At 70.4% G+C, this 23,032-nt stretch carries 25 protein-coding genes; 16 read left to right on the top strand and 9 right to left on the bottom strand.

Features of this window, described 5'->3' with window-relative positions; all coding sequences use genetic code 11:
• Positions 1–4 precede the first annotated feature (4 nt).
• From AB0E24_RS40295 to cseC, 4 genes are read left to right on the top strand one after another with little or no spacing between them, the layout of a single operon-like run.
• Positions 5–616, top strand: coding sequence for a SigE family RNA polymerase sigma factor (locus AB0E24_RS40295; RefSeq protein WP_069873518.1), 612 nt, complete (start codon positions 5–7; stop codon positions 614–616).
• Between the two features lie 26 nt (positions 617–642).
• Entirely contained in the window at positions 643–1,332 is a 690-nt protein-coding gene (locus AB0E24_RS40290; RefSeq protein WP_069873520.1) for a hypothetical protein, read from the top strand.
• Between the two features lie 9 nt (positions 1,333–1,341).
• Positions 1,342–2,049: a two-component system response regulator CseB gene (gene cseB, locus AB0E24_RS40285; RefSeq protein WP_069873528.1), complete on the top strand. Its 708-nt coding sequence runs from the start codon at positions 1,342–1,344 to the stop codon at positions 2,047–2,049.
• Positions 2,050–2,055: 6 nt separating this feature from the next.
• Positions 2,056–3,375, top strand: coding sequence for a two-component system sensor histidine kinase CseC (gene cseC, locus AB0E24_RS40280; RefSeq protein ID WP_079258497.1), 1,320 nt, complete (start codon positions 2,056–2,058; stop codon positions 3,373–3,375).
• A gap of 81 nt (positions 3,376–3,456) precedes the next feature.
• Here the strand turns inward: cseC and AB0E24_RS40275 are convergent, their stop codons facing one another.
• The 3 genes from AB0E24_RS40275 to AB0E24_RS40265 all read right to left on the bottom strand — a co-directional run bounded on the left by AB0E24_RS40275 (position 3,457) and on the right by AB0E24_RS40265 (position 6,220).
• Complete coding sequence (locus tag AB0E24_RS40275) at positions 3,457–3,918, bottom strand: VOC family protein (protein WP_069873532.1); 462 nt, start codon at positions 3,916–3,918, stop codon at positions 3,457–3,459.
• An 83-nt stretch (positions 3,919–4,001) separates the two neighbouring features.
• Positions 4,002–4,484 carry a helix-turn-helix transcriptional regulator gene (locus tag AB0E24_RS40270; RefSeq protein WP_069873663.1) on the bottom strand — a complete coding sequence of 161 codons (483 nt, stop codon included), beginning with the start codon at positions 4,482–4,484 and terminating at the stop codon, positions 4,002–4,004.
• A 101-nt stretch (positions 4,485–4,585) separates the two neighbouring features.
• Positions 4,586–6,220, bottom strand: a complete 1,635-nt coding sequence (locus AB0E24_RS40265; protein WP_079153742.1) for an MDR family MFS transporter — start codon at positions 6,218–6,220, stop codon at positions 4,586–4,588.
• A 158-nt stretch (positions 6,221–6,378) separates the two neighbouring features.
• Here AB0E24_RS40265 and AB0E24_RS40260 point away from each other — a divergent pair, with 158 nt between their 5' ends.
• Positions 6,379–6,957 (top strand): TetR/AcrR family transcriptional regulator, encoded by a 579-nt coding sequence (locus AB0E24_RS40260; RefSeq protein ID WP_069873536.1) that lies wholly within the window; start codon positions 6,379–6,381, stop codon positions 6,955–6,957.
• A gap of 26 nt (positions 6,958–6,983) precedes the next feature.
• On the opposite strand, the gene AB0E24_RS40255 is transcribed toward AB0E24_RS40260, so the two are convergent.
• Entirely contained in the window at positions 6,984–7,607 is a 624-nt protein-coding gene (locus AB0E24_RS40255) for a M23 family metallopeptidase (RefSeq protein ID WP_206333000.1), read from the bottom strand.
• 379 nt (positions 7,608–7,986) lie between these two features.
• Between AB0E24_RS40255 and AB0E24_RS40250 the strand changes: the two genes are divergently transcribed.
• From AB0E24_RS40250 to AB0E24_RS40235, 4 genes are all read left to right on the top strand, one after another.
• Positions 7,987–8,781 carry a DUF4232 domain-containing protein gene (locus AB0E24_RS40250; protein WP_359384582.1) on the top strand — a complete coding sequence of 265 codons (795 nt, stop codon included), beginning with the start codon at positions 7,987–7,989 and terminating at the stop codon, positions 8,779–8,781.
• A gap of 424 nt (positions 8,782–9,205) precedes the next feature.
• The gene (locus tag AB0E24_RS40245) at positions 9,206–9,331 is read left to right on the top strand and encodes a hypothetical protein (RefSeq protein ID WP_359384580.1); all 126 of its coding nucleotides are present in this window, start codon (positions 9,206–9,208) and stop codon (positions 9,329–9,331) included.
• Between the two features lie 326 nt (positions 9,332–9,657).
• Positions 9,658–10,404, top strand: a complete 747-nt coding sequence (locus AB0E24_RS40240) for a hypothetical protein (protein WP_079258493.1) — start codon at positions 9,658–9,660, stop codon at positions 10,402–10,404.
• A 232-nt stretch (positions 10,405–10,636) separates the two neighbouring features.
• Complete coding sequence (locus tag AB0E24_RS40235; protein WP_359384578.1) at positions 10,637–11,359, top strand: dienelactone hydrolase family protein; 723 nt, start codon at positions 10,637–10,639, stop codon at positions 11,357–11,359.
• Positions 11,360–11,496: 137 nt separating this feature from the next.
• Here the strand turns inward: AB0E24_RS40235 and AB0E24_RS40230 are convergent, their stop codons facing one another.
• Positions 11,497–11,757 (bottom strand): hypothetical protein, encoded by a 261-nt coding sequence (locus AB0E24_RS40230; RefSeq protein WP_174885631.1) that lies wholly within the window; start codon positions 11,755–11,757, stop codon positions 11,497–11,499.
• On the bottom strand, positions 11,754–12,188 hold the full coding sequence (locus AB0E24_RS40225) for an ATP-binding protein (RefSeq protein ID WP_069873548.1): 435 nt from the start codon (positions 12,186–12,188) through the stop codon (positions 11,754–11,756). Before AB0E24_RS40225 ends, AB0E24_RS40230 begins: the two co-directional genes overlap by 4 nt.
• A gap of 159 nt (positions 12,189–12,347) precedes the next feature.
• Here AB0E24_RS40225 and AB0E24_RS40220 point away from each other — a divergent pair, with 159 nt between their 5' ends.
• Entirely contained in the window at positions 12,348–13,235 is an 888-nt protein-coding gene (locus AB0E24_RS40220) for a helix-turn-helix domain-containing protein (protein WP_102937699.1), read from the top strand.
• 10 nt (positions 13,236–13,245) lie between these two features.
• On the top strand, positions 13,246–13,443 hold the full coding sequence (locus tag AB0E24_RS40215; RefSeq protein ID WP_102937700.1) for a DUF397 domain-containing protein: 198 nt from the start codon (positions 13,246–13,248) through the stop codon (positions 13,441–13,443).
• A 561-nt stretch (positions 13,444–14,004) separates the two neighbouring features.
• Here AB0E24_RS40215 and AB0E24_RS40210 read toward each other — a convergent pair.
• On the bottom strand, positions 14,005–15,117 hold the full coding sequence (locus tag AB0E24_RS40210; RefSeq protein ID WP_359384575.1) for a methyltransferase domain-containing protein: 1,113 nt from the start codon (positions 15,115–15,117) through the stop codon (positions 14,005–14,007).
• Between the two features lie 332 nt (positions 15,118–15,449).
• On the opposite strand from AB0E24_RS40210, the gene AB0E24_RS40205 reads away from it, so the two are divergent.
• The 5 genes from AB0E24_RS40205 (at position 15,450) to AB0E24_RS40185 (ending at position 20,791) form a co-directional block, all read left to right on the top strand.
• Entirely contained in the window at positions 15,450–16,583 is a 1,134-nt protein-coding gene (locus AB0E24_RS40205; RefSeq protein WP_359384573.1) for an NADH:flavin oxidoreductase, read from the top strand.
• 106 nt (positions 16,584–16,689) lie between these two features.
• The gene (locus AB0E24_RS40200) at positions 16,690–16,950 is read left to right on the top strand and encodes an RNA recognition motif domain-containing protein (RefSeq protein WP_069873558.1); all 261 of its coding nucleotides are present in this window, start codon (positions 16,690–16,692) and stop codon (positions 16,948–16,950) included.
• A gap of 101 nt (positions 16,951–17,051) precedes the next feature.
• Positions 17,052–18,353, top strand: a complete 1,302-nt coding sequence (locus tag AB0E24_RS40195; RefSeq protein WP_359384570.1) for an LmeA family phospholipid-binding protein — start codon at positions 17,052–17,054, stop codon at positions 18,351–18,353.
• A gap of 249 nt (positions 18,354–18,602) precedes the next feature.
• Positions 18,603–18,731 carry a hypothetical protein gene (locus AB0E24_RS40190; protein WP_256115369.1) on the top strand — a complete coding sequence of 43 codons (129 nt, stop codon included), beginning with the start codon at positions 18,603–18,605 and terminating at the stop codon, positions 18,729–18,731.
• 113 nt (positions 18,732–18,844) lie between these two features.
• Positions 18,845–20,791 carry an ABC transporter ATP-binding protein gene (locus tag AB0E24_RS40185; protein WP_359384607.1) on the top strand — a complete coding sequence of 649 codons (1,947 nt, stop codon included), beginning with the start codon at positions 18,845–18,847 and terminating at the stop codon, positions 20,789–20,791.
• Here AB0E24_RS40185 and AB0E24_RS40180 read toward each other — a convergent pair.
• On the bottom strand, positions 20,760–22,181 hold the full coding sequence (locus tag AB0E24_RS40180; protein ID WP_079153744.1) for a sensor histidine kinase: 1,422 nt from the start codon (positions 22,179–22,181) through the stop codon (positions 20,760–20,762). The genes AB0E24_RS40185 and AB0E24_RS40180 overlap by 32 nt on opposite strands.
• Positions 22,178–22,915, bottom strand: coding sequence for a response regulator transcription factor (locus AB0E24_RS40175; protein ID WP_102937704.1), 738 nt, complete (start codon positions 22,913–22,915; stop codon positions 22,178–22,180). Before AB0E24_RS40175 ends, AB0E24_RS40180 begins: the two co-directional genes overlap by 4 nt.
• Between the last annotated feature and the right edge of the window lie 117 nt (positions 22,916–23,032).

The following is a 23,032-nucleotide window of genomic DNA, read 5'->3' as shown; positions in this document are numbered from 1 at the left end:
CACCATGAGCAGCGGCAATGTTCTGGACTTTGAGGAGTACGTGCGGAATCGGCAGGACGCGCTGCTGCGCAGCGCCCGTCGGCTGATCCCGGACCCGGTCGAGGCACAGGATCTGCTCCAGACCGCCTTGGTGCGCACCTACGGCCGTTGGGACGGCATAGCGGACAAATCACTCGCCGATGCCTATCTCCGGCGCGTGATGATCAACACCCGTACCGAGTGGTGGCGCGCCCGCAAGCTGGACGAGGTGCCCACCGAGCAGCTTCCCGAGGCGAGTGTCGACGACGGCACCGAGCAGCACGCCGACCGCGCCCTGTTGATGGACATCCTCTCGGTGCTGGCTCCCAAGCAGCGCAGTGTCGTGGTCCTGCGACACTGGGAGCAGATGACGACCGAAGAGACCGCGGAGGCGCTCGGAATGTCGACCGGAACGGTCAAGAGCACACTGCACCGGGCGCTGGCCCGGCTGCGGCAGGAGCTGGAGAGCCGCGATCTGGACGCCCGCGCGCTCGGCCGTCAGGACGGGGACACCAAGCCGGCCGCCAACGTCCGGCGGCACACGGGTCGGGTCCGGCGCGCCCGCCAGGAGCGGGGGCAAGAACGGTGCGCGGCCTGACCAGGGCCTCTCCCGGCAGAACAGCCATGATCACCGGCGGTGCGGTCGTGGGCCTCGCGGCCGCCGGCGGCTGGATGCTGGCCGGATACGGCGCCGCGGACCAGGGTGTGCGCAAGGAGGGACCGGCGCGCACCGAATGGGCCTCGGCCGCCGACTCGGGTGCGTACACGAGCGGACACGGCTCGGGCCGGTCGTCACCGGCCGGGCAGAAGGTCGACGCGATCAAGCTGGTCAAGGCGGATCCGAGCGTCAGCGGCGACCTGAAGGCGAACCTCAAGCCCTGCGCCAAGGGCAAGGGGCCCGACGGCAAGCGGAAGATCGAGGGCTACCCGGTGGACGTGACGTACGGCCGGCTGACCGGGGCCTCCCCCTCCGACCTGGTCATCAACGTCATGACCTGCGCCGATGGCTTCGGCATCGGCTCGTATGTGTACCGCAAGGTGGGCGACCGGTATGTGAACGTCTTCAGCGACGAGCAGCCGCCGGTCTACGCCGATGTCGCCAAGGACACGCTGCGGGTGACCAAGCTCTCCTACACCTCCGGGGACTCGGTCTGCTGCCCGTCGAGCGAGACCGTGGTCACCTACCGCTGGGCCGGGGCCGACCGGACGTTCACGGTGCGGTCCCGCAAGTACACCGACTACAGCAAGAATGTGCCCAAGGACGACGCGACCCCGGTGCCCGCCGCGAGCGCCCACGACGGAACGGAAGGCTGAAGCGAGGCTGTGGCCGAGACCCATGTGCTCTTCGTCGAGGACGACGATGTCATCCGTGAAGCCACGCAGCTCGCCCTGGAGCGCGACGGCTTTCTCGTGACGGCCGCGCCCGACGGGCTGACCGGCCTCGAGCGCTTCCGCGCCGACCGCCCGGATATCGCGCTGCTCGATGTGATGGTTCCGGGCCTGGACGGGGTCAGCCTGTGCCGCCGGATCCGCGATGAGTCCACCGTTCCCGTGATCATGCTCTCGGCGCGCGCCGACTCCATCGATGTGGTGCTCGGCCTCGAAGCCGGCGCCGACGACTATGTGACCAAGCCCTTCGACGGCGCGGTGCTGGTCGCCCGCATCCGGGCCGTTCTGCGCCGCTTCGGCCACGCCAGCGGCCCCGGCGGGCGGGGCGGGGAGCCCGTCCCCGAGGAGCCCGACGGCGGGGTACTGCGCTTCGGCGATCTGGAGGTCGACCCCGAGGGCATGGAGGTCCGCAAGGGCGGCCGGCGGGTCGCGCTCACCCCGACCGAGATGCGGCTGCTGCTGGAGTTCTCGGCCGCGCCCGGCACCGTGCTCTCCCGCGACCGGCTGCTGGAGCGGGTCTGGGAGTACGGCTGGGGCGGGGACACCCGGGTCGTGGACGTCCATGTGCAGCGGCTGCGCGGCAAGATAGGCCAGGACCGGATCGAGACGGTCCGCGGCTTCGGCTACAAGCTCAAGGGCTGAGCGGCGTTGCGGCGATTCGCACTGCGCACCGGGCTGCGGTGGAAGGTCAGCCTCGCCATCGCCGCCGTGAGCACGCTCGTCGCGGTCGTGCTGAGCCTCGTCGTCCACAACGCGGCCCGCGTCTCGATGCTTGACAACAGCCGCACGGTGATGGACGAGCGGGTGAAGGTCGCCCAGCGGTGGTACGAGCAGTCCCGGGTGCTGGGGTTCGGCGCCAAGCTGGACGATCCGCATCTGCCTGAGCAGCTGAAGAAGGAGGCGTGGCGCGGCCAGCGCGCCACGTATCTGGAGGACTCCGGCACCGGCACCCCCGAGGTGTGGGCCTCGGTGCCGCTGCGTAACGGCAAGGTGCTGTCCGTCCACACCAAGTTCCAGGACCGCTTCGCCGTCCTCGACGACCTCGACCGGGTGCTGATCATCGGCTCGTTGTCCGTGGTGCTGGGCGGTATCGCGCTCGGTGTGCTCGTCGGCGACCAGCTCTCCCGGCGGCTGCGCAAGGCGGCCACCGCCGCCCGCAAGCTGGCCGAGGGCGACTCCGAGGTCCGGGTGCGCGAGGCGATCGGCGGCCGGGTGCGCGATGAGACCGACGATCTGGCGCGGGCGGTCGACGGTATGGCCGAGGCGCTCCAGCAGCGGCTGGAGGCCGAGCGCCGGGTCACCGCCGATATCGCACATGAGCTGCGCACCCCGGTCACCGGGCTGCTCACCGCCGCCGAACTGCTGCCGCCCGGCCGCCCCACCGAGCTGGTGCGGGACCGGGCGCAGGCGATGCGCACCCTGGTCGAGGACGTCCTGGAGGTCGCGCGGCTGGACGGCTTCGCGGAGCGCGCGGAGCTCCAGGAGATCGCCGTGGCCGAGTTCATCACCCGCCGGGTGCGGACGGTGGCCCCCGACGCGGTGATCAACGTGGTGCGCGACGCCCATGTCTCCACCGACCCCCGGCGGCTGGAGCGGATCATGGGCAATCTGCTGGCCAACGCCGCCCGGCACGGCAAACCGCCCTTCGAGGTCACCGTCGAGGGACGGATACTGCGCGTCCGCGACCACGGCGCCGGCTTCCCGGAAGAGCTGCTGAAGGACGGGCCCAGCCGGTTCCGCACCGGCAGCAAGGACCGCGCGGGCACCGGGCACGGCCTGGGGCTGACCATAGCCGCGGGCCAGGCGCGGGTGCTGGGCGCCCGGCTGACGTTCCGCAACGCCGATCCGCTGATGGACAGCGCTGACGGGACGGAGGGCGAGTGCCGGGGCGCGGTCGCCGTGCTCTGGCTCCCGGAGTCGGCGCCCACCAACACCGGCAGCTTCCCGATCATCGAGGTACCGGACTGAGCGCTCGCCTCAGGAGCACTCGGCTCAGGACCAGTCGCCTCAGGAGCGTCGCTCGCCCAGGAGCGCTCAGTTCAAGCGGTCTCAGCTCGAGGTACAGCCGTCCCAGGGCCGGCTGTAGTCCATCTCCTCGCGGGGCTGGGTGAACGAGAACCAGTTGCCGGAGTCGTCGCGGAAGAGCGCCTCGGTGCCGTACGGACGCTCCTGGGGCTCCTGGACGAACTCCACGCCCTTCGCCTTGAGCGCCTCGTAGTCCCGGTGGATGTCATCGGTGGTGATCACCCCGGGGCCGAGCACACCCTTGGCGACCAGCTTCCTGAGGGCCTCGGCGGACTCCGGATCGAGCCCCGGCGAGCTGGGCACCATCAGGGTCAGCTGCACATCCGGCTGGTCCTTGGCGCCGACGGTCAGCCAGCGCATACCGCCGCCGCCCTCGCCGACGGTCATATCGGTGCGGATCTCGAAGCCCAGCTTCTCGGTGTAGAACTCCTTGGCCCGGTCCTGGTCGAGGACCCAGACGGTGACGATGGACATCCCCTTGATCATTGCTGCCTCCGGAGGTATCGGGATGGATCGCGCGCATCGCCGCGACGTCGCCACCGTAGGCAGCAGGGGGTCCACCCCGCTTCTCAAGAATTGCTGTCCTCGGCATCGCCGGTCCCGGAGGGCGTCTCGCTCTCCTCGGCGCGGAGGGCACGGGCATCGCGCCCGCCGTACCAGAGCATGGCGTAGCACCCCGGGATGACCGCCGCGCCCCGGCCGACGTGCAGGTCCCGGTAGGCGGTGGGGGTGAGTCCGGTCTGCTTCTTGAAGCTGGTCGAGAAGGTGCCGAGGCTGCTGAAGCCGACGAGCGAGCAGATCTCGGTGACCGAGAGATTGGCCGAGCGCAGCAGCTCCTCGGCCCGCTCGATGCGGCGCCGGGTCAGGTACTGGCCGGGTGTGGAGCCGTAGGCGCCCTTGAAGGCGCGGATGAAGTGGTAGCGCGAATAGCCGGCGTGCGCGGCGACCGCGTCCAGGTCGAGCGGCTCGGCCCAGTCGCGGTCCATCACGTCCTTCGCGAGGCGCAGCCGGCGCAGGAGCGCCAGCCGCGCCTCGTCCGGCGAGGTCACCATGGGGCCGATGCTGCCATGCCCCACTGACAGCGGCCGCAACGGACGTGGGGCCCCTGCGAACTTCCGTTCACAGGGGCCCCACAGGAAGAGGAAGTCGTCGCTCAGACGGTCTCGGCGACCGGCGCCGCCTCGGCCGGAGCCCCGTCGCCGTCGGCGGGCTTGGCGGCGGCCCCGCGCAGCGGGACCTCCTTGACGAACCAGGCGGCGACGGCACCGATGATGCTGATCAGCGCGCCCCACAGGAACACCTGGTGGGCACCGCTGGCCACCGCGTGGGTGTACGCGTCCCTGATGGGCGGCGGCAGCAGCTTGAGGCTGGCCGGGTCGAGCTGGGCGCTTCCGGAGGTGATGGCCGCGGCCTTCCCGCCGCCGCGCTCGGTCATGGTGTCCCGCACCTGGCTGGTGAACAGGGCGCCGAGGATGGCGACGCCGAAGGAGCCGCCCAGGGTGCGGAAGAGGGTGGCGGAGGAGCTGCCGACGCCCATGTCCTTCATCTCGACGCTGTTCTGCGCCACGAGCATGGTCGTCTGCATCAGGCAGCCCATGCCCATGCCGAGCACCGCCATGTAGAGACCGGAGGTGAAGCGGGTGGTCCCGGTGTCCATCGTGGACAGCAGGAACATCCCGACGGTGATCAGCAGGCCGCCGACGATCGGGAAGATCTTGTACTTGCCGGTCTGGGTGGTGACCCGGCCCGCGACCAGCGAGACGACCAGCATGCCCAGCAGCATCGGGAGCAGCAGCAGCCCGGAGTTGGTGGCCGTGGCGCCCTGGACGGTCTGCTGGTAGAGCGGCAGGAAGGTGGTCGAGCCGAACATCACGAAACCGGTGAGGAAGCCGATCGCGGTGACCAGCGTGAAGTTGCGGTTCCGGAAGATGTGCAGCGGCAGTACGGGCTCTGCGACCTTTGTCTCGACGTAGAGGAACGCGACGAGCGCGAGGACACCGAGCGCCCCGAGCCCGATGATCTCGAACGAGCCCCATGCGTACTCGTTGCCGCCCCAGGTGGTGATCAGCACGAGCGCGGTGATGCCCACGGTCAGCAGGGCCGCGCCGGTGTAGTCGATCCGTCCCTGGGAGCGCTTCTTGGGCAGGTGCAGCACCGCGGTGATCGCCGCGAGGGCGATGGCACCGAGCGGAAGGTTGATGTAGAAGATCCAGCGCCAGCCGAGGTGGTCGGTGAGGGTGCCGCCGACCAGCGGGCCGCCGATCATGGCCACGGCCATCACCCCGGCCATGATGCCCTGGTAGCGGCCGCGCTCCCGGGGCGGCACCAGATCGCCGATGATCGCCATCACGCCGACCATCAGACCGCCCGCGCCCAGGCCCTGGATGGCCCGGAAGCCGATCAGCTCACCCATGCTCTGCGCCATACCGGACAGCGCCGAGCCGCCGAGGAAGATCACGATGGAGGTGAGGAAGACGCCCTTACGGCCGTACATATCGCCGAGCTTGCCCCAGATGGGGGTGGAGGCGGCGGTGGCCAGGGTGTACGCGGTCACCACCCAGGAGAGGTGGTCCAGGCCGCCGAGCTCGCCGACGATGGTCGGCATCGCGGTGCCCACGATCATGTTGTCGAGCATCGCGAGCAGCATCGCGATCATCAACGCGAAAATGACCACACTGGTGCTGCGCTGCTTCGGCCCGGCCTTGGCCGGGGGCTCCTGGACCGCCTGGGGTGCCTGAGCCGATCTCGAAGCGGATGGCGCTTCGTCGTCTGATTGTTTACGGACCATGTTCTCCGTCTCCCCCAGGTGATGAGAGCCCTGACGCCCACTTACTTGCCGCCCGGCTAGTTCAGTACAGTGGAGACGGTAAGGCGCCAACTAGCCGGGCGTCAAGTAAGTTACGTTCGGCCTGCCGACGGCAGCCACACCCAGCACAGGAGAGCACCATGGCCAGCACACCGCGGCGGGGCGACACCCGCCAGCGCATCCAGGACGTGGCCCTGGAGCTCTTCTCGGAGCATGGCTACGAGAAAACGTCACTGCGCGAGATCGCCGAGCGGCTCGAGGTCACCAAGGCGGCCCTCTACTACCACTTCAAGACCAAGGAGGATATCGTCCTCAGCCTGTTCCAGGACCTGGGCCGACCGCTGGACGAGCTGATCGCCTGGGGCGAGCAGCAGCCGCGCACCCTGGAGACCAAGCAGGAGCTGCTGCGCCGCTACAACACGGCCCTGGACATCGGCGAGCCGCTGATGCGGTTCATGCAGGAGAACCAGGCGACGGTGCGCGAGCTCAGCATCGGCCAGATCTTCAAGAACCGGATGTTCGCGATGTCCGCCCTGATCCGGGACCCCGAGGCGCCCCTGGTCGACCAGGTCCGCAGCATCACCGCGCTGTTCAGCATGCATGCGCGGATGTTCGCGCTCCAGACGGTCGAAGGCGACCCCGAGGACAAGCGCGAGGCTGTCCTGGAGGTCGCCCTCGATCTGCTGAAGCAGGCCCATGCGTCATCGGCACACGGCTGAGAACGCGCGATGGGAGCTGACCGGCGTCAGACCTTGACGCCGTGGTCGCGGAGGAACTTGAGCGGCTCGACGGCGGAACCGTAGTTCGGCGTCGTACGGATCTCGAAGTGCAGGTGCGGGCCGGTGGAGTTGCCGGTGCTGCCGGACAGGCCGATCTGCTGGCCCTCGCGCACCGTCTGGCCGATCCGTACGTCGATCCGGGACAGGTGGGCGTACTGCGAGTACGTCGCGTTGTCGTGCTTGATCACTATCGCGTTGCCGTACGCGGGGCCGTCGCCGCCGCCGTTCGGACCCGCCTTGACGACCACGCCGTCGTGGGCCGCGTGCACCGGGGTGCCCGACGGCACGACGAAGTCCTGACCGCTGTGGTTGTGCGACCACAGGTTGCCGGCCAGGCCGAAGGCCGCGCCGATCGTGTACTTGTCGACCGGGGTCTGCCAGTCGCTCGCCTTCGCGGGGGCCTTGGGGGCCGGGGCATTGGCGACGGCCGGGCTGATGGACGGGGCGGAGGCGGGGGTGCCCGCCCCCACGGCGAACGCCGTCCCGGCGCCGAGCGCGAGCGAGGCACCCAGGCCCACGGCGACCACGGCGGCGCGTCCTCGGGACACGGGCGTAAGCGAAAATCGGCGGTTTGTGGCGCGCGGGACCATGGGAAGTACCTCCAGAGGCGTCTTTGGGTCGCCTCTTGTTATCCCGTTCTCGTTAATAGGCCAAGGCGTTGTTCTACTAAGCGGGTACGTAGTCAATTGCCATCCGGGACGTTTCCCGAGCGGAATTCCCGGAAATCTCCATCACGCCCCTGACCTGCGAGATCCCCTATTTCCCGTAGTAGATCCCAAAAACCATGTGCGGGAAGTCACCTTCGCCGGGACTTTCGGATGTCCGATTCGGGACCAAGGACCTTGGCCGCCCTGGTCACAACCGGGTCAGCCGGGCGTTAGCGGGGCGGCAGTTTCGCGGTAGTGGCCCCGGCCAGAGTTGTTGTCGTACCGAGCGGACCACGACACCGACCACCCTGGGGGACCCGAAATGCGCTCCAACACCACTGCCCGCACCGCCCGCCGTCGCACCCTCCGCGTCGCCGCCGCGGTCCTGACCGCGGCCGCCGCCCTGACCCTGACGGCCTGCAACGACTCGGACGCCGGCAACGCGAAGTCCGCGGGCCAGGCCGACACGGCCCCGGCCGGGTCCGGCTCCTCGGGCTCCTCCGACGGTGCACAGGGTTCCTCCGACGGTGCGCAGGGTTCCTCCGACGGTGCACAGGGTTCCTCCGACGGTGCGCAGGGTTCCGACGCCAAGGCCAAGGGGGGCTCGGAGACGGGCGCCGGGGAGAATGCGCCGGGCAGCGGACAGGCCGCCACCGAAGGCGGCGGCAGGGCGCACGCGGGCGTCGAGCGCTGCCACACCGAAAACCTGGAAGCCGCCTTCGCCACGGGTGAGGACGCGCTCCCGGTGCCGGAGGGGGACGCGGACGGCTCGACGACCGCCACCATCGTCCTGACGAACAAGGGCTCCTACTCCTGCAAGCTGGGCGGTTTCCCCGGTGTGGACCTGACCTCGGTGAACGGCGGCCAGCGCTGGTCGCTGGTCCGCTCCTCGCAGAAGTGGAGCTCCATGGAGGTGGAGGCCGGCCAGAGCACCGAGTTCACCCTCAACCTCGCCTTCACCAAGGAGGAAGAGGGCTTCTACCAGCCGGCCTGGGTCGAGATCACCCCGCCCAACGAGACCGAGGCCCTCAAGATCGAGTGGCCCTGGGAGGGCGACACCCTCGTCGACCAGCGCAGCGCCACCCACCCCGGCACCTTCGTCAACCCCATCGGCTGATTGGTTCGGAGCCGCGCCATGAAGGTCCGCTGCCCCGCCGGTGCGTCACGGCCGGTGCGTCACACCGGGGCAGCGGCCTTCCGTTTCACGGCGCGCGCCCGTAAAGGCCCTGAAACCCGGCGAGCCCACTCCGCATGCGGAGTGGGCTCGTCTCTTGAGCGCTGGGCAAGCCTTGCACCTGCATCTCCCCGCAGGAAGCGGGGCGTCTTTCCTTGGACCACCAACGCGCGGCCGACTGCCCGGAGTTCGGGCGGCTTCGACAAGATCGAGTATAGCGCACCGAATCGAACACCACTGCCGCGGCGGCGTCCGCCCAACGGCTTGCACGTCGCCGCGTGATCAGGGCCAGGCGGTCCGGAGGGCCGGTGGCCTGGCTCACCGAGTTGATCCGGCCAGCCGCGGCGGCCGCGAAGTGGGCTGTGTAATGGAGGAGTTGGCGGCGGGCGGATACCCGGTGATCGCGGTCGGCTGCCCGTCGGTGACGGCGGTCCTCCAGGTCACGGACGGCGGCCGTACCGAGCGCGATCTCCAACTGGGCCATGAGAACTGAGCACTCCGAGGCAGGGCGCGGTTCGTCTTCGTGCCCTAGAATTCCCCGGCCACTGGCGAAAAACGCGCGGTCGACCGCGTGGACGGGGAGGAGTCACGATGGCAACGGGGGGATGGGGTCTGCCGAACGACCCTGGGCAGGGAGGCAATCATTGGGGGCCGCCGCCCCCGGCACCCAATCCGTACGCGCCGCCGCCTCCGGGCCCGTACGGGCCGCCGCCGACCCCCGATCCGTACGGGCCGCCGCCGCCGAACCCCTACGGGCCCCCGCCCCCGCCGCCCGGGCCCTACCGGCCGAGGCCCGCGGGTCGGCGCTGGTATCGGCGAGTGCCCTTCCTCTTCATCCTCGTCCCCCTGCTCCGCCTGGCACACCGGCCCGCGCGGAAACTCTTCGACCAGGACGGCGGCGGGCGCGTCCACGACCCCGTGGTCGGCCGCGTCCAGATCACCCGGACGGTGCTCGGCGTCCTCGCGACGTTCGCGCTCTACTACGCGTACGGATCGGACGGCGACCTGGAGGACCAGGCCAGCGAGAGTGCCGCCCAACTCATCGTGACCCCGGTCCTGCTCCTCATCGCCGGACCGGTGATCATCGCCCTCTTCATCCGCTACGCGCCCGCGGAGCGGCGGCGGATGCTGCGCTCCCGGCTCAGCGTCCCGGCCAAGACCGTCGGCTGGTACGTCCTGACCGTGGCCGTCCTCGCCGCCACGCTGTGGGGGCTCTCGGCCAACCCCCAGGTGCTGGAAGGGCTGCACGGGGTGTGGCTGTTCGTGGCCGCGGTCCCGGCGCTCGTGTTCGTGCTGTGGGGGCTGCCGTTCTTCTTCCTGGCCTCGGCCTACGTCGCCCGCTCAGCCTTCAACACCGCCTATGTGCACGCCGCGCTGCCGGCCGTGATCACCGTGGTGATGGTGTGGATCATCGCCGTCTTGAACGCGACCGGGGGCGGTATGCCGGGCGGGCCGCTGTGGGTCCAGCTCTGCTCCCTGTTCGGCGGCCCGCTATCGGTGACCGCGCTCTCCCTGTGGGAACTGCACCGACTGCGCACACGCCACGGCGTGACCATACGCGGCTGAGACAGCCCCCTATACGGGTATCGCGGCGCGGAGGCGGCCGACTCGTCACCGAGCCTCCGCGAAAACCCGTTGGCGGGCCTCGGCGGCCACTGCTACTTTTCCGGAGGCCGTGCGAGAGAACGAGGAGGTGGTACCCGTGAACGTATCGACATGGGTGCTCTCCTCCGGGGTCACGGTCGGGCGATAGGTCGTCCGGGAGCGCCGTTCAGCAGCACTCCCGAAAGGCACGACCATGCGATTCACTTCCGAACAGCGCCTCGACGACGGCGTCCTCGAGCGCGAATTCACCCTCGGCGAGATCCCCGGCACCCTGTGGACACCCGGATCCGCCGCACCGACCCCGCTGATCCTGATGGCCCACAACAACGGCCTGCCCAAGGCGGAACCCCGGCTGGTGGCACGGGCCCGGTACACCGCGGCGTGTGGCTACGCGGTGGCCACCATCGACGCCGCCGGATGCGGTGCCCGGCCCCGTTCCGCCGTCGATGAGCAGGCCCGCGCCGACCTCCGGCGGGCGATGCAGACCGGCGAGCCGGTCGACGAGATCTTCGAATCCCTCGTCGGCCCGCTGGTCGACAAGGCGGCCCCGGAATGGCGGTCCACCCTGCACGCCCTCCTCGCGCTGCCCGAGATCGGCGGCCCGGTCGGATACTCGGGGTGGACCGCCCTCGGTATCCGCCTCGCGGCGGTCGATCCGCGCATCGCGGCCGCCGGCTTCTTCGCCGGGGGCTACGTACCCCTCGCCCAGCGCGAGGAGGCCCGGCAGGTCACCATTCCGCTGCTGCTTCTGCTCCAGTGGGACGACGAAGGGAACCCCCGGCAACGGGCCCTGGACCTGTTCGACGCCTTCGGCAGCAAGGAGAAGACGCTGCACGCCAACCTGGGCGGGCATCTCGGCACCCCGTGGTTCGAGGTGGAGGACGGGGACCGGTTCTTCGGTCGACACCTGAAGTGAGGCCGGGCCGTCCGGCGGGCAGCGGACGGTAGGCGGTACCCGCCACGATGCCGCTCATCGAGGACAGGCCCCGGCCTTCCTCGATGAGCGGTGCCCGGCAGACGCACAACCGCCCCGATCGCGGCGGTACCCGTTGACTACACGTGGCCGCTCGGAGGCTCATCGCAGCCTCCCCGAGTGGGGGGCCTGATCCGGACCCGCTCAGCCTTCAACAGGCGCTGGTAGTCCGTGAGTACGCGCAGCAGCGCGAAGCCCGTGCCGAGCGGGACGGTGCCGAGTTCCAGTCGCGGGTGCCGGGCGTCGCCGAGGTCGGCCCGTATGTCGGGGAGCCGTACGCCATGGGCGGCGAACTCGTCACGGAGGATTGCTGCGACCCGCTCGGCGGGGGTGGGGTTCATGCGGTGCTTTTCGTGTTCGTGGGCGGAAGGTTGAACTCGAACCACACCGCTTTGCCTGTGCCTTCGGCCGGTTCGTCGATGGTCATACCGCAGATGTCGGAGAGGGCCGTGACCAGGAAGAGGCCGCGGCCGTTGGTCTCATGGCCCGCCGCGCGGCGGGGCGAGGGGAGTTCGAGGCTGTCGTCGTGGACGGTCACCCGCACGCGGTCGTGCCGGACGGTGGCGGCCATCCGTACATCGCCCTTGCCGTGCCGATGGACGTTGGTCACTAACTCCGACGTGCAAAGGGCTGCCGCCTCGGCGAGTTGGGAGAGTCCCGAGGCCGCGAAGATCCCGCGCACGAAGTCGCGGCACAGACGGGGGGTAGTGGGGAGGGCGGGGGCGGAGAGGGTGTAGCGGTGCGGATGTTCCGGGTGTGCGGGTGCTCCCATGCGACGCCTCCGTGGCGCTCGTAGCTCAATACCCTGTGTGAGCAAGGCAACACCCAAGGTATGGCAGAGCTCAGCAATGTTGCAACCAGTGCGCGAAGATGATTGGACTGCCCCACCCGCGCGGGGCACACTGACACCGATTCCCCTGGAGGACCGGCCGTGGCGCTGAGAACGCTCATCACCGAACGGCAACGCCGACTCGGCGTAGAGCTGAAGAAGTTACGACTCCAAGCCGGGTTGTCGATCGCCGAGGGCGGCAAGCTGATCGAGATGGGCGCGCCGCACCTGAGCCACATCGAGGCGGGGCGGACGGCCATCCCAACAGATCGTCTTCGCGGGCTCGTTGATGCCTACGGATGCAAGAGTGAGCCGTACATTGACGAGCTTGTCAGCATGGCCGAGAGCAGCGGCAAGGGTTGGTGGTCGACGTATCGGAAGTCCTTCCCGCAGTCCACGCTCGACCTCGCCGAGTTGGAATCCCGGACGACGAGGGTCCAGACATACGAAACCCTCCTGATCCCCGGCCTGTTGCAGACCGAGTCCTACATGCGCGCCCTGTTCCGCAGCGGACTTCCTGACGCTTCACCCGAGGAGATCGAGCAACTCGTCCGCTTCCGAAGAGCCCGCCAGGCCATCCTGGGGCCTGAACAGCCCGTCACCTTCCAGGCGGTCATTCATGAGGCTGCGCTCCGCATGGAGGTAGGCGGTGCACAAGTCATGAGGGAGCAGCTGATAGAGCTCATCCGGGTGTCGATGAACCCGCATGTGACCATCCAGCTCTTGCCGTTCAAAGTTGGCGTGCGCTTCTGGCACAGCACGCCGTTCCTCATCCTGGGAGTCGGAGTTCCGGGCCTGGAGACAGTGGTCGCGGACCACCCGTCCGCGAACCTGCGGCTCGGCGACGCCGAGTCCATCACGCGTTACGAATCCACGTTCAGCGATCTGAGCCAGAGCGCACTGCCACCGGTAGTCGCAGACGCGGCCCCCGAACTCCACGAACAGCGTGACTCGTGGGGCCTCCTCCAACACATCCTGTACACCCTCTAGGGAAGGTGTCATGTCCGACCTCACCTGGCAGAAGTCATCGTTCAGTGAAGCTGGTGCGGCTAACTGCGTGGAACTCGCCGTCACCGACGGCATAGGCATCCACATACGCGAGAGCGACGAGCCGGAAGCGGTAATCCGCACCAGTCCCGCCGCGCTCGGCGTCCTCATAGGTGCCATAAAGGCTGGCCGCCTGGACCACACCCTCTGAGCACAGGCCGGATGTCAGGTGCGGGCATCGTTTCGCGCGCTTCGCGCGATTGAGCAGCGGCGGGCGGGGGCCGGGGCGCAGGGCGCATTGCCGGCTGCCGGGCCGGTGGGGGCCCATGCCAATCGGGAGCGCAGGGGTGGCGCGCCCCCTCCGGGTACCCCCTCCGAAAACGCTTGATCTGAAGCAACTACTTTGTCAAAGGTTTTCGGGAGGGGTACCCCCTGCGGCGTCGAGTGCGACGGTGGACCGTCCAGGCGCGGCCTGATGGGTGGCCAGCGTCGCAGTGGATGCGGAGTCCGGCGGCCCGGCGACGGGCCTCGCCCCCGCACACGGATGCCGCCACCGGCGGTCGCTCCCACCGGCCCGGCGGTCGGCAATCGGCCCGACGCCCCCGCCCCCCTGCCCCGCTGCTCAATCGCGCGAAGCGCGCGAGACGGCGCCGCACCCGACCAATGCGGCACCCCCAACGGAGACGGCACCCCCGACCGATGCGGCACCCTCCGCGAAGGCGGCCCGTCGGGCGCGCGGGACGGCCCCCGGCTGACGGGACGGCGCTCCGGGCTACGCGGCGGGTGGCAGGGGCCACGCCTCCGAGGGATCGCCGAGCCATACCCGGTGGTGGCCGTCGGCCGTGACCGTGAGGCCGAAGTCGAACAGCTCCGGCCTTCCGGCGCCCTCCCACCAGGTGAGAGCCTCGGCGGTCTCGTCGGCCAGGTTTCGCGGTCCCCACTGGTGCACCGCGCCATCCGCCGCGTACGCCCACGAGTCGCGGCTGCACCACCAGTGCCCGCCGTCCTGCGGCCAGTGCGCCACCTCGGCGAGCCTCAACCCGACCGCGAACTCGGCGTGCGGGTCGGCGAGCAGCGCCACGTCCAACTCCGCCTTGCTCTCGCGGCTCTCCTCCCACGACTCCGTGGAGAACACTCCATCGATACGCGGGCGCGCCCGCTGGCCGCGTACGGCCATGAACGTCACCGCGCCCGCGAACCGCCCCTCGGCACGGCCGTCCGAGACGGTCAGCCGCGCGAGACCGTGCGAGCAGAACGCGGTCCGGAAGGGAGCCAGGATCAAGCCGCCGGGCCGCACCTGCTCCACCCACGTCTGCGGGATCGACGTCACCGAGGCCGTCGCCACCAGGCGGTCGTACGGCGCGCCGCCACGCCAACCCTGCTCGCCGTCCGCCTCCAGCACCGTCACACCGCTGTACCCGGCCCGGTGCAGCGCGGCCCGTGCGCCGTCGGCCACATGCGGGTCGATCTCCAGCGTGATCACCCGCCCGGCGCTTGCCCGCTCCGCCAGCAGCGCCGCGTTGTACCCGGTGCCCGCCCCGATCTCCAGCACCCAGTGCCCGGGCCGCAGGTCCAGCTCGGCGAGCATGGTCACCACGGCGGCCGGTGCCGAGATGGAACTGGTGGGCACATCGCCGCCAGCGGGGGCAGGGGCCCCGTCGTCCACCTGGGTGGTGATGGCCCGCGCGGGGTCGTACACCATGCGGGCCCACCGGTCCGGGTCGTCCGCTCGGCGCAGCGGCCGGTACACCCCGCCGTCCACCACCCATACGGTGCCCGGGACGAACTCGTGCCGGGGGACGGTCTCGAACGCCTGCCGTATCCACGGCTCGGTGATGTCGAGCGTCTCGGCCGCCCGTGCGCGCAGCTCTTCCAGGTCAGTCACTTGCGGTGCGTCCCACCACCCGGCCTGGAGACGTCCGGGTGCTGTCCGTCCGAGTCCCGTGGGCTCGGCTGCTTCGGCTGCGGGTTCGGGGTGGGCGGCTTGCCGTGCGTTCCCATGTCGGGCCCCCTCACATCGTTGGTCGAGCGACCAGTGTGGGTCTGCCCGTCGGCCGACGGTAGGGCGTGAACGCACCAACGGGGGGGCGGACCGTGCCGTCGCGCGCCTCGCGGAGGCGGCCTCCGCTACTTGCCCCTGACGCCGACGTCAGATTTTACCTTGGCCGGGCCGCGCGATTCCGCGCGGGCGATGAGGTCCGGTCGAGGAGTATCCACGTGTCCATAAGCAGCAGTGCCGAGCGCGCGGCCCAGGTTCTGTCGCGCCCCTTCACCGTGGGCGGGCTCACCGTGCCCAACCGCATTGCCATGGCGCCGATGACCCGTATGTTCTCGCCCGGCGGCGTGCCCACCGGGGATGTGGCGGCCTACTACGGGCGCCGCGCGGCCGGTGGGGTGGGGCTGATCATTACCGAGGGGACCTATGTCGACCACCCCTCGGCGGGGCTGAGCGACCGCGTGCCGCGGTTCTACGGGGAGGAGGCCCAGGCAGGGTGGGCCGAGGTCGTGAAGCGGGTGCATCTCGCCGGTGGGCGGATCGCGCCGCAGATCTGGCATGTGGGGGTTTCGCGGGAGGAGGGCGCCCCGCCGTACCCCGAGGCGCCCGTGCTGAGCCCGTCCGGTCTCGGGCTGAACGGTGAGCCGGTCGGGCGGGCGATGACGCAGGACGACCTGGACGCGGTGATCGCCGCCTTCGCCGACGCGGCCGCCGCCGCGGAGCGGATCGGCTTCGACGGGGTCGAACTGCACGGGGCACACGGCTATTTGATCGACCAGTTCCTGTGGAGCGGCACCAACCGCCGTACCGACGGCTACGGCGGCGACCCGGTCTCCCGGGCCCGTTTCGCGGCCGAGATCGTGGCCGCCTGCCGTAAGGCCGTCTCCGCCGAGTTCCCGATCATCTTCCGTACGTCCCAGTGGAAGCAGGACCACTACGACGCGCGGATGGCCGAGACCCCGCAGGAGCTGGAGGCGCTGCTCGCGCCGCTGGTGGAGGCGGGGGTGGATGTCTTCCACTCGTCCACGCGGCGCTACTGGACGCCGGAGTTCGAGGGCTCGGACCTGAACCTCGCGGGCTGGACGAAGAAGCTGACCGGAAGGCCCACCATCACGGTCGGCTCGGTCGGCCTGAACCAGGACTTCCTGCCGACGTTCGTCCCCGGGACCTATAGCGGGCCGGCCCAGGTGGCGGACATCGAGAATCTGCTGGACCGGCTGGAGCGGGATGAGTTCGATCTCGTCGCGATCGGGCGCGCGCTGCTCGCCGACCCCGAGTGGGCCGAGAAGGTGCTCACCGGGCGTACGGACGCGCTGGTTCCGTACGCCAGGGAGCTGCTGGGCACGCTGCACTGAGCCGGATGACCGGTTCAGCCCATGCGAATGGCCGGTTTCGTACCTAGTTGAGAGGATTGACCCGGTTCGCTCCACTGGGAACCACGGAGAACAAGGAGAGCCGGTCATGTCCAAACGACTGCATGTGGGCAACTTGAGCTACCAGACGACAACAAGGGACCTGGCGACCCTGTTCGGGCAGTTCGGCGAGGTGCTGGACGCCACCGTGATCACCGACCGGGAGAGCGGCCGCTCGCGCGGATTCGGGTTCGTGGAAATGGACGAGGCGGCCGCGGACAAGGCGATGGCCGAGCTCGACGGCTCGGAGATGGACGGCAGGGCGGTCACCGTCACCGAGGCGCGGGCCGTCTCACGTGGCACACGCTGAGAAACGGCGCGTGTACGGAAGGCAAAATCGGAACGTGCCGTTCGCCACGTATCGCCGCTAGGACTTGCGGGTGGCGGAGTGTGGCGTGGTGGTATTGAGTGATGCGATCCCCCACACGCATACCTTCACCCCAGTCCTCACATCCTCACAGCGGTTCACCCGGGGTTCACTACAGCAACCCCTACGAGGAACTCGCCGAGCTGGCCGATCCGTACGATCCGGATGACCCCCTGGGCCTCGGCCCGACGTCGGAGGACGACGACGATGACCTCGGCGGGCGCAGGGGCAAAACGGTCAGCTCGGGTTCGGCGGAGGCGGACGACGGCGAGGCGTGGTCACCGCCCAACCACCGCCGCTCGTCCCGGCGTCGGCGCGGCCGTTTCAGGGCGGTGCCGCGCACCGCGAAGGCGCTGATCGGGCTGCTCGTACTGGCCCTGCTGCTGGTGCTGGGCGACCGCTGCGCGGTGATGTACGCCGAGCGCCAGGCCGAGCAGGAGCTCCAGAAGAAGCTGGACCTGGCCACGGCGCCGAACGTGACCATCCACGGCTTCCCGTTCCTCACCCAGGTGCTCGGCAAGCACCTCCAGCAGGTGGACATCGCCGTACCGGACGTGGCGGCCGACCGGGTCTCGCTCGCCGAGGTGCGCGCCCAGGCGCAGGGCATCCGGATCGTGGGGGATCTGCCCAGTTCCTTCAGGGGCGCGGTGGTGAGCCGGATGAAGGGCGATGTGCTGCTGTCCTTCGAGGACCTCAGCCGTGAACTGGGCGCCTCCCAGGTGCGGTTCCGGGCGCTGGGGCCCAGCTCGGTGCGCGCGGACGGGAAGCTCCCCGTCGCCGGGCAGCAGGTGTCGCTGCACGCCCAGGCGCATATCCAGCGCCAGGGCGACCGCGGGATCTCCACCAGCGTCACCGATATGCGGCTGGACATCCCCGGGATCGCCTCCTACCGGCCCGGCCCCGAACCGCGCGCCGGGCTGTATCTGCACAAGAAGGCGGCCACGCGGATCAGCGAGGACTCCGAGAAGGCGCGGGCGCTGCTGGCGATCCCCTCGGTGGCGGAGAAGCTGGGGGTGCCGCCCGCGGAGGCGGGGCAGGCGCTGAACGACGGCCAGAAGCTGGACCGGATCACCGGGTCGCCGCGCTTCGTCCCCGCGCTGCTCGCGGTCAACCTCGTCCGGGCGGCCAACGACCATCCCGATCTGGCCAGGAAGCTCGGTATCGACCCGATGGTGGCCGCCGCGCTGACGCGGCTGAAGGTGCCGGAGCTGACGGACAAGCTGGAGCTCTCCTTCCAGCTGCCCAAAAAGGCCAAGGGCATCCGGCTGGCGAACATCGGCGTCTCCCCGGAGGGGATTCGGGCGGATCTGGTCGGTGCGGAGCTGAATTTCGGAAAGACCCGCTGAAACCTGCCGGTCGGCGGATTCCGCTTTTTTATATGCCCCTGAACAGGGGCATGCGCATGTCCGAGGCGCCCGGACGCGGCTGGTCGCGCCGCGGTTCCACATCTCGCATGAAAATTCCTTGAGACCGTTCTTGGCAAACGCACAGCTCAGTCCGATCTTCCTCACGGATATCGCTCCTAATGTCTTCCATGTCGAAGCCGAACGGCTCCGGCAAAGGAAATGAAAGACCGAATTCCGAGAGGCAGAATCATGAGCTTCCACAAGATCGTCCCGGTCAAGCCCGCCCGCAAGTCCGAGCCGAAGAAGAAGCACCACGCCCCGAAGCCGGCCCCGAAGAAGGCGCCGAAGAAGCCCCACCGTCGCCCCATCGGCGGCTGACCCACACACCACCTTCAGGCGGGTCCGCGGCAGCGCGCCGCGGGCCCGCCTCGGCCATGTCCGGAGCCGAGCGGGAGAGAGCGACCGTGACCTCGTACGAAGACCAGCCCACCATGGAGCTGCGCGCGCTCGGGTCCGACCCGGCCGCGGGAGCCGAGGCGGGGGCGGAACGGTCCGCTCCGCGGCTGGCCGCACGGCAGGCGTTCCGCCGGTTCTGGCCGCTCACCAAGGGCGACCGGCGCTGGCTGGCACTCATCTGCGGCTGTGTCATCGCCGCGGCGCTCGCCGAGACCGCCGCGATCCTCCTCTTCTCCGATCTGACCGACAACGCCCTGCGGCAGGGCTCGCTCGGCGCCTTCTGGGCCCCCGCCGCGCAGTGGCTCGCGGTCGCGGTGCTCGGCGCCGCCGTCGGCTATACGGGCAACTCGCTCGCCGTATGGACCGCCGAGCGGTTCGTGCTGCGGCTGCGGGCCCGGGTCTTCGCCCATGTGCAGGATCTGCCGCCGCACTTCTTCCAGCGCCACCGCCAGGGCGATCTGGTCGAGCGCCTCACCGGGGACGTGGAGGCCATCGAGCAGATGGTGGTCTCCGGGGTGGTGAGCACCGTCTCCGCCGTCTTCAGCACGGTCTTCTTCTCCATCGCCGCGTTCCGGCTGCGCTGGGACCTGGCGCTGGTCACCTTCTTCCTGGCGCCGCTCTTCTGGCTGGCCGCGCGGCGCTTCTCCGGGCGGATCGGCGCGGTCGCGCGGGAGGAGCGGGTCGCCGACGGCGCGATCACCTCCGTGGTCGAGGAGTCGCTCGGCAACGTCGTGCTGACGCAGGCGTACCACCGTAAGGACGCCGAGGAGCGGCGGCTGGGCCGGGAGGCGCGGGCGTGGATGCGGGCGTCGGTGGCGGGTGCCCGGATGAGCGAGCTGTACGAGCAGTTGGTCGAGGTCATCGAGACGCTGTGCGTCCTGGCCGTGATCGGGCTCGGCGCCTGGGAGATCTCCCGGGACCGGATGACCATCGGACAGCTGCTGGCCTTCGCCGCCTTCCTCGGCTACCTCTACCCGCCGATCCGCAACCTCGGACAGCTCGGTCTCACCCTTACGGCCGCCACCGCGGGCGCCGAGCGGCTGCTGGAGATCCTCGACGCCGAGCCCGCCGTGAGCGATCCGCCGCCGGGGGCGGCGGTGGCGCCGTGGCGGGTGCACGGCACGGTGGAGTTCGACCGGGTCGGCTTCCGCTACCCCGGGGGCGACCGGCGCACCCTGGCCGGAGTCTCGTTCACCGCCCGGCCGGGTGAGTTCGTGCTGATCACCGGGGCGAGCGGGGCGGGCAAGTCCACCGTCTCCAAGCTGCTGACGCGCTTCTACGACCCCGGGGAGGGGTTCGTACGGCTCGACGGCGTCCCCCTGTACGCGATGCCGCTGGGCTTTCTGCGGACGAACGTGACGCTGCTGCCGCAGGAGACGCTCATCCTGCACGACACCATCCGCGAGAACATCGCCTGCGGCCGCCCCGGCGCCGCCGAGCACGAGATCGTCCGGGCGGCGCGGGACGCCGCCGCGCACGACTTCATCGCGGCCCTGCCCGAGGGCTACGGCACCCGGATCGACCCGCACACCGCGCGGCTGTCCGGCGGCCAGCTCCAACGCATCGCCATCGCCCGCGCGATGCTGCGCGACGCGCCCGTCCTCGTCCTGGACGAGCCCACCACCGGTCTGGACGCGCCGGCCGCGCGGCGGGTGGTCCGGCCGCTGCGGCGGCTGATGTCCGGCCGTACCACGATCATGATCACCCACGATCTGAACCTGGCGCCGGACGCGGACCGCATCCTGGTGCTGGACCACGGGCGGGTCGTGGAGACGGGCACCCATCGCGAACTGCTGGCGCTGGACGGGACGTACGCACGGCTGCACGGCTGCGGGGGCGGCTCGCTGACCGAGACGGGCCCGCAGCCGACACTCCGGCTCGGGCCGCTCCGAGAGCCGGACCGGTCCCTCAGAGCGGGCCGGACCGGGCCCGAGCCGGATGGGGCCGCGCTCAGTCGAGGTCGATCCCCGGCGGAGCCGTAGGCGCACCCGGGAGCCTGATCCAGGCGACCGTGCCGCCGCCCGGGGCCGGTTCCAGCCCCACCTGACCGCCCGACTGCTGAACCGTACGGGCCACGATCGACAGTCCGAGGCCCGAGCCGGGCATGCTGCGGGCGGACGGGGAGCGCCAGAAGCGCTCGAAGACATGCGGCAGCTCCTCGGCGGGGATACCGGGGCCATGGTCCCGCACCCGTACCTCTCCGCTTTTGAGGACGACGTCGATCACACCACCCGAAGGGCTGAACTTCACGGCGTTGTCGAGCAGATTGACCAGCGCCCGCTCCAGAGCGGCCACCTCGCCGCGCACGTACCAGGGCTCGATCGAGGCGTTGATCGTGAGATGCGCACCGCGCAGCCGGGCCCGCTCCAGGGCCGTCCGCACCACCTCGTGCAGGGCCATCACCTGCGGGGGCCCGCTGCCGGGCTCGGCGTCGGGGCGGGACAGCTCCTGGAGATCGCCGATCAGCGCGGCCAGCTCGGTCATCTGCGCCTTGACGCTCCCCATGAGCGCCTTACGGTCACCGGGCGGCAGCGCGCGGCCGGTCTCCTCGCTGCGGGCGAGCAGCTCGATATTGGTCCGCAGCGAGGTGAGCGGGGTGCGCAGTTCATGCCCGGCATCCGCGATCAGCTGCTGCTGACGGTCGCGGGAGGAGGCGAGGGCAGCCGTCATGGAGTTGAACGACCGGGACAGCCGGGCGATCTCGTCATCGCCCTCCGTAGGGATGCGGACGGCCAGGTCCTCCGTGCGGGCCACATGCTCGACCGCCTCGGTCAGCCGGTCCACGGGCTTGAGCCCGGTCCTGGCGATCCACAGGCCCGCGGCGCCCGCGCCGACCACGCCGCCCCCGGTGACGAGGGCGAGGACCAGCGCGAGCGTGCCCAGCGGACGCTCGACCTCGCTCAGCGGGCGGGCCATCGAGACGGCGATCCCCCGCGGCAGCGGGCTGCCGGGGCCCTCGGTCGGCCGGTAGGTGAACACCCGCATGTCCCCGCCGCCCGCGCCCGTCGCGTCATGCAGCGCGTTCGGCCGCTGCCCGACGGCCACGGCCACATCGGCGGTGGTCACCGGCAGCTGGGTCGCCCCGGGCTGGGTGCAGCGGCTCCCGTCGGCCAGCACGATCTGCACGGAGTACGAGCCGAGGGCGTGCGGAGTGTGGCCGTCGGCGCCGTCGGGGTTCTGGCACGCCTCCAGGATGCTCAGCACATTGCGCTCGTCCACCTTGACGTTGCGCAGGGACGAGTCGAGTTGGGCGCTGAGCTGCTCCCGGACGATCAGCCAGCACGCGAACGCGGACACCGCCACCGCGACCGCCACCGCCACCGCGGTCAGCAGGGCCAGCCGCGAACGCAGCGGCAGGGTGCGGAACCTCACGAGGGCTCGCCCTCCGCGGACCGCAGCACATACCCCACCCCGCGCACGGTGTGCACGAGCCGCGGCTCGCCGCCCGCCTCGGTCTTACGGCGCAGATACATCACGTACACATCCAGCGAGTTGGACGAGGGCTCGAAGTCGAAGCCCCATACCGCCTTGAGGATCTGCTCCCGGGTGAGCACCTGACGGGGGTGCGCCAGGAACATCTCCAGCAGGGTGAACTCGGTGCGGGTCAGCTCGACGCGGCGCCCTCCCCGGGCGACCTCGCGGGTCGTGAGGTCCATCCGCAGATCGCCGAAGGTCAGCAGATCCTCCTCGGGCAGCGCCGCGCCCTGCTGGGCCGCGTAGGAGCTGCGGCGCAGCAGGGCGCGGATGCGGGCCAGCAGTTCGTCCAGTTCGAAGGGTTTGACGAGGTAGTCGTCCGCGCCCGCGTCGAGCCCGGTGACCCGGTCGCCCACCGTGTCCCGCGCGGTGAGCATCAGGATCGGCAGCGTCACCCCGGTGGCGCGCAGCCGCCGCGCGGCGGTCAGCCCGTCCATCCGGGGCATCAGCACATCGAGCACGATCAGCTCGGGGTCGTAGGAGCCCACCTTGGCCAGCGCGTCCAGCCCGTCCACTGCGGTCTCGGTCGCATAGCCCTCGAAGACGAGGCTGCGGTGCAGGGCTTCCCGGACGGCCGGCTCGTCGTCGACGATCAGGATGCGGGCCGGCTGATCGCCGTGGTCGGGGCTCATGGGTCGATTTCCTTAGCGGTGACGGTGCGGGTGACGTGACTGACTCTGACGCTGACGATGGGCTGGGGCGGGGGCCGCGCCGGGCGGTGCGGCGCCGCTCTGCCAGCCTCGCACGTC

It is taken from the genome of Streptomyces malaysiensis subsp. malaysiensis (assembly GCF_040653035.1).
Classification (GTDB): domain Bacteria; phylum Actinomycetota; class Actinomycetes; order Streptomycetales; family Streptomycetaceae; genus Streptomyces; species Streptomyces malaysiensis.
Note: the sequence above shows the minus strand (reverse complement) of the source record. Positions and strands in the feature narration are given on the sequence as shown.

What these genes read in the sequence shown, in the direction of transcription:
- AB0E24_RS40295 (WP_069873518.1), top strand. Translation starts at nt 5, where the DNA reads ATGAGCAGCGGCAATGTTCTGGACTTTGAGGAGTACGTGCGGAATCGG.
- AB0E24_RS40290 (WP_069873520.1), top strand. Translation starts at nt 643, where the DNA reads ATGATCACCGGCGGTGCGGTCGTGGGCCTCGCGGCCGCCGGCGGCTGG.
- AB0E24_RS40275 (WP_069873532.1), bottom strand. Translation starts at nt 3,918, where the DNA reads ATGATCAAGGGGATGTCCATCGTCACCGTCTGGGTCCTCGACCAGGAC.
- AB0E24_RS40270 (WP_069873663.1), bottom strand. Translation starts at nt 4,484, where the DNA reads ATGGTGACCTCGCCGGACGAGGCGCGGCTGGCGCTCCTGCGCCGGCTG.
- AB0E24_RS40265 (WP_079153742.1), bottom strand. Translation starts at nt 6,220, where the DNA reads ATGGTCCGTAAACAATCAGACGACGAAGCGCCATCCGCTTCGAGATCG.
- AB0E24_RS40260 (WP_069873536.1), top strand. Translation starts at nt 6,379, where the DNA reads ATGGCCAGCACACCGCGGCGGGGCGACACCCGCCAGCGCATCCAGGAC.
- AB0E24_RS40255 (WP_206333000.1), bottom strand. Translation starts at nt 7,607, where the DNA reads ATGGTCCCGCGCGCCACAAACCGCCGATTTTCGCTTACGCCCGTGTCC.
- AB0E24_RS40250 (WP_359384582.1), top strand. Translation starts at nt 7,987, where the DNA reads ATGCGCTCCAACACCACTGCCCGCACCGCCCGCCGTCGCACCCTCCGC.
- AB0E24_RS40245 (WP_359384580.1), top strand. Translation starts at nt 9,206, where the DNA reads ATGGAGGAGTTGGCGGCGGGCGGATACCCGGTGATCGCGGTCGGCTGC.
- AB0E24_RS40235 (WP_359384578.1), top strand. Translation starts at nt 10,637, where the DNA reads ATGCGATTCACTTCCGAACAGCGCCTCGACGACGGCGTCCTCGAGCGC.
- AB0E24_RS40230 (WP_174885631.1), bottom strand. Translation starts at nt 11,757, where the DNA reads ATGAACCCCACCCCCGCCGAGCGGGTCGCAGCAATCCTCCGTGACGAG.
- AB0E24_RS40225 (WP_069873548.1), bottom strand. Translation starts at nt 12,188, where the DNA reads ATGGGAGCACCCGCACACCCGGAACATCCGCACCGCTACACCCTCTCC.
- AB0E24_RS40215 (WP_102937700.1), top strand. Translation starts at nt 13,246, where the DNA reads ATGTCCGACCTCACCTGGCAGAAGTCATCGTTCAGTGAAGCTGGTGCG.
- AB0E24_RS40200 (WP_069873558.1), top strand. Translation starts at nt 16,690, where the DNA reads ATGTCCAAACGACTGCATGTGGGCAACTTGAGCTACCAGACGACAACA.
- AB0E24_RS40195 (WP_359384570.1), top strand. Translation starts at nt 17,052, where the DNA reads ATGCGATCCCCCACACGCATACCTTCACCCCAGTCCTCACATCCTCAC.
- AB0E24_RS40190 (WP_256115369.1), top strand. Translation starts at nt 18,603, where the DNA reads ATGAGCTTCCACAAGATCGTCCCGGTCAAGCCCGCCCGCAAGTCCGAG.
- AB0E24_RS40185 (WP_359384607.1), top strand. Translation starts at nt 18,845, where the DNA reads ATGGAGCTGCGCGCGCTCGGGTCCGACCCGGCCGCGGGAGCCGAGGCG.
- AB0E24_RS40175 (WP_102937704.1), bottom strand. Translation starts at nt 22,915, where the DNA reads ATGAGCCCCGACCACGGCGATCAGCCGGCCCGCATCCTGATCGTCGAC.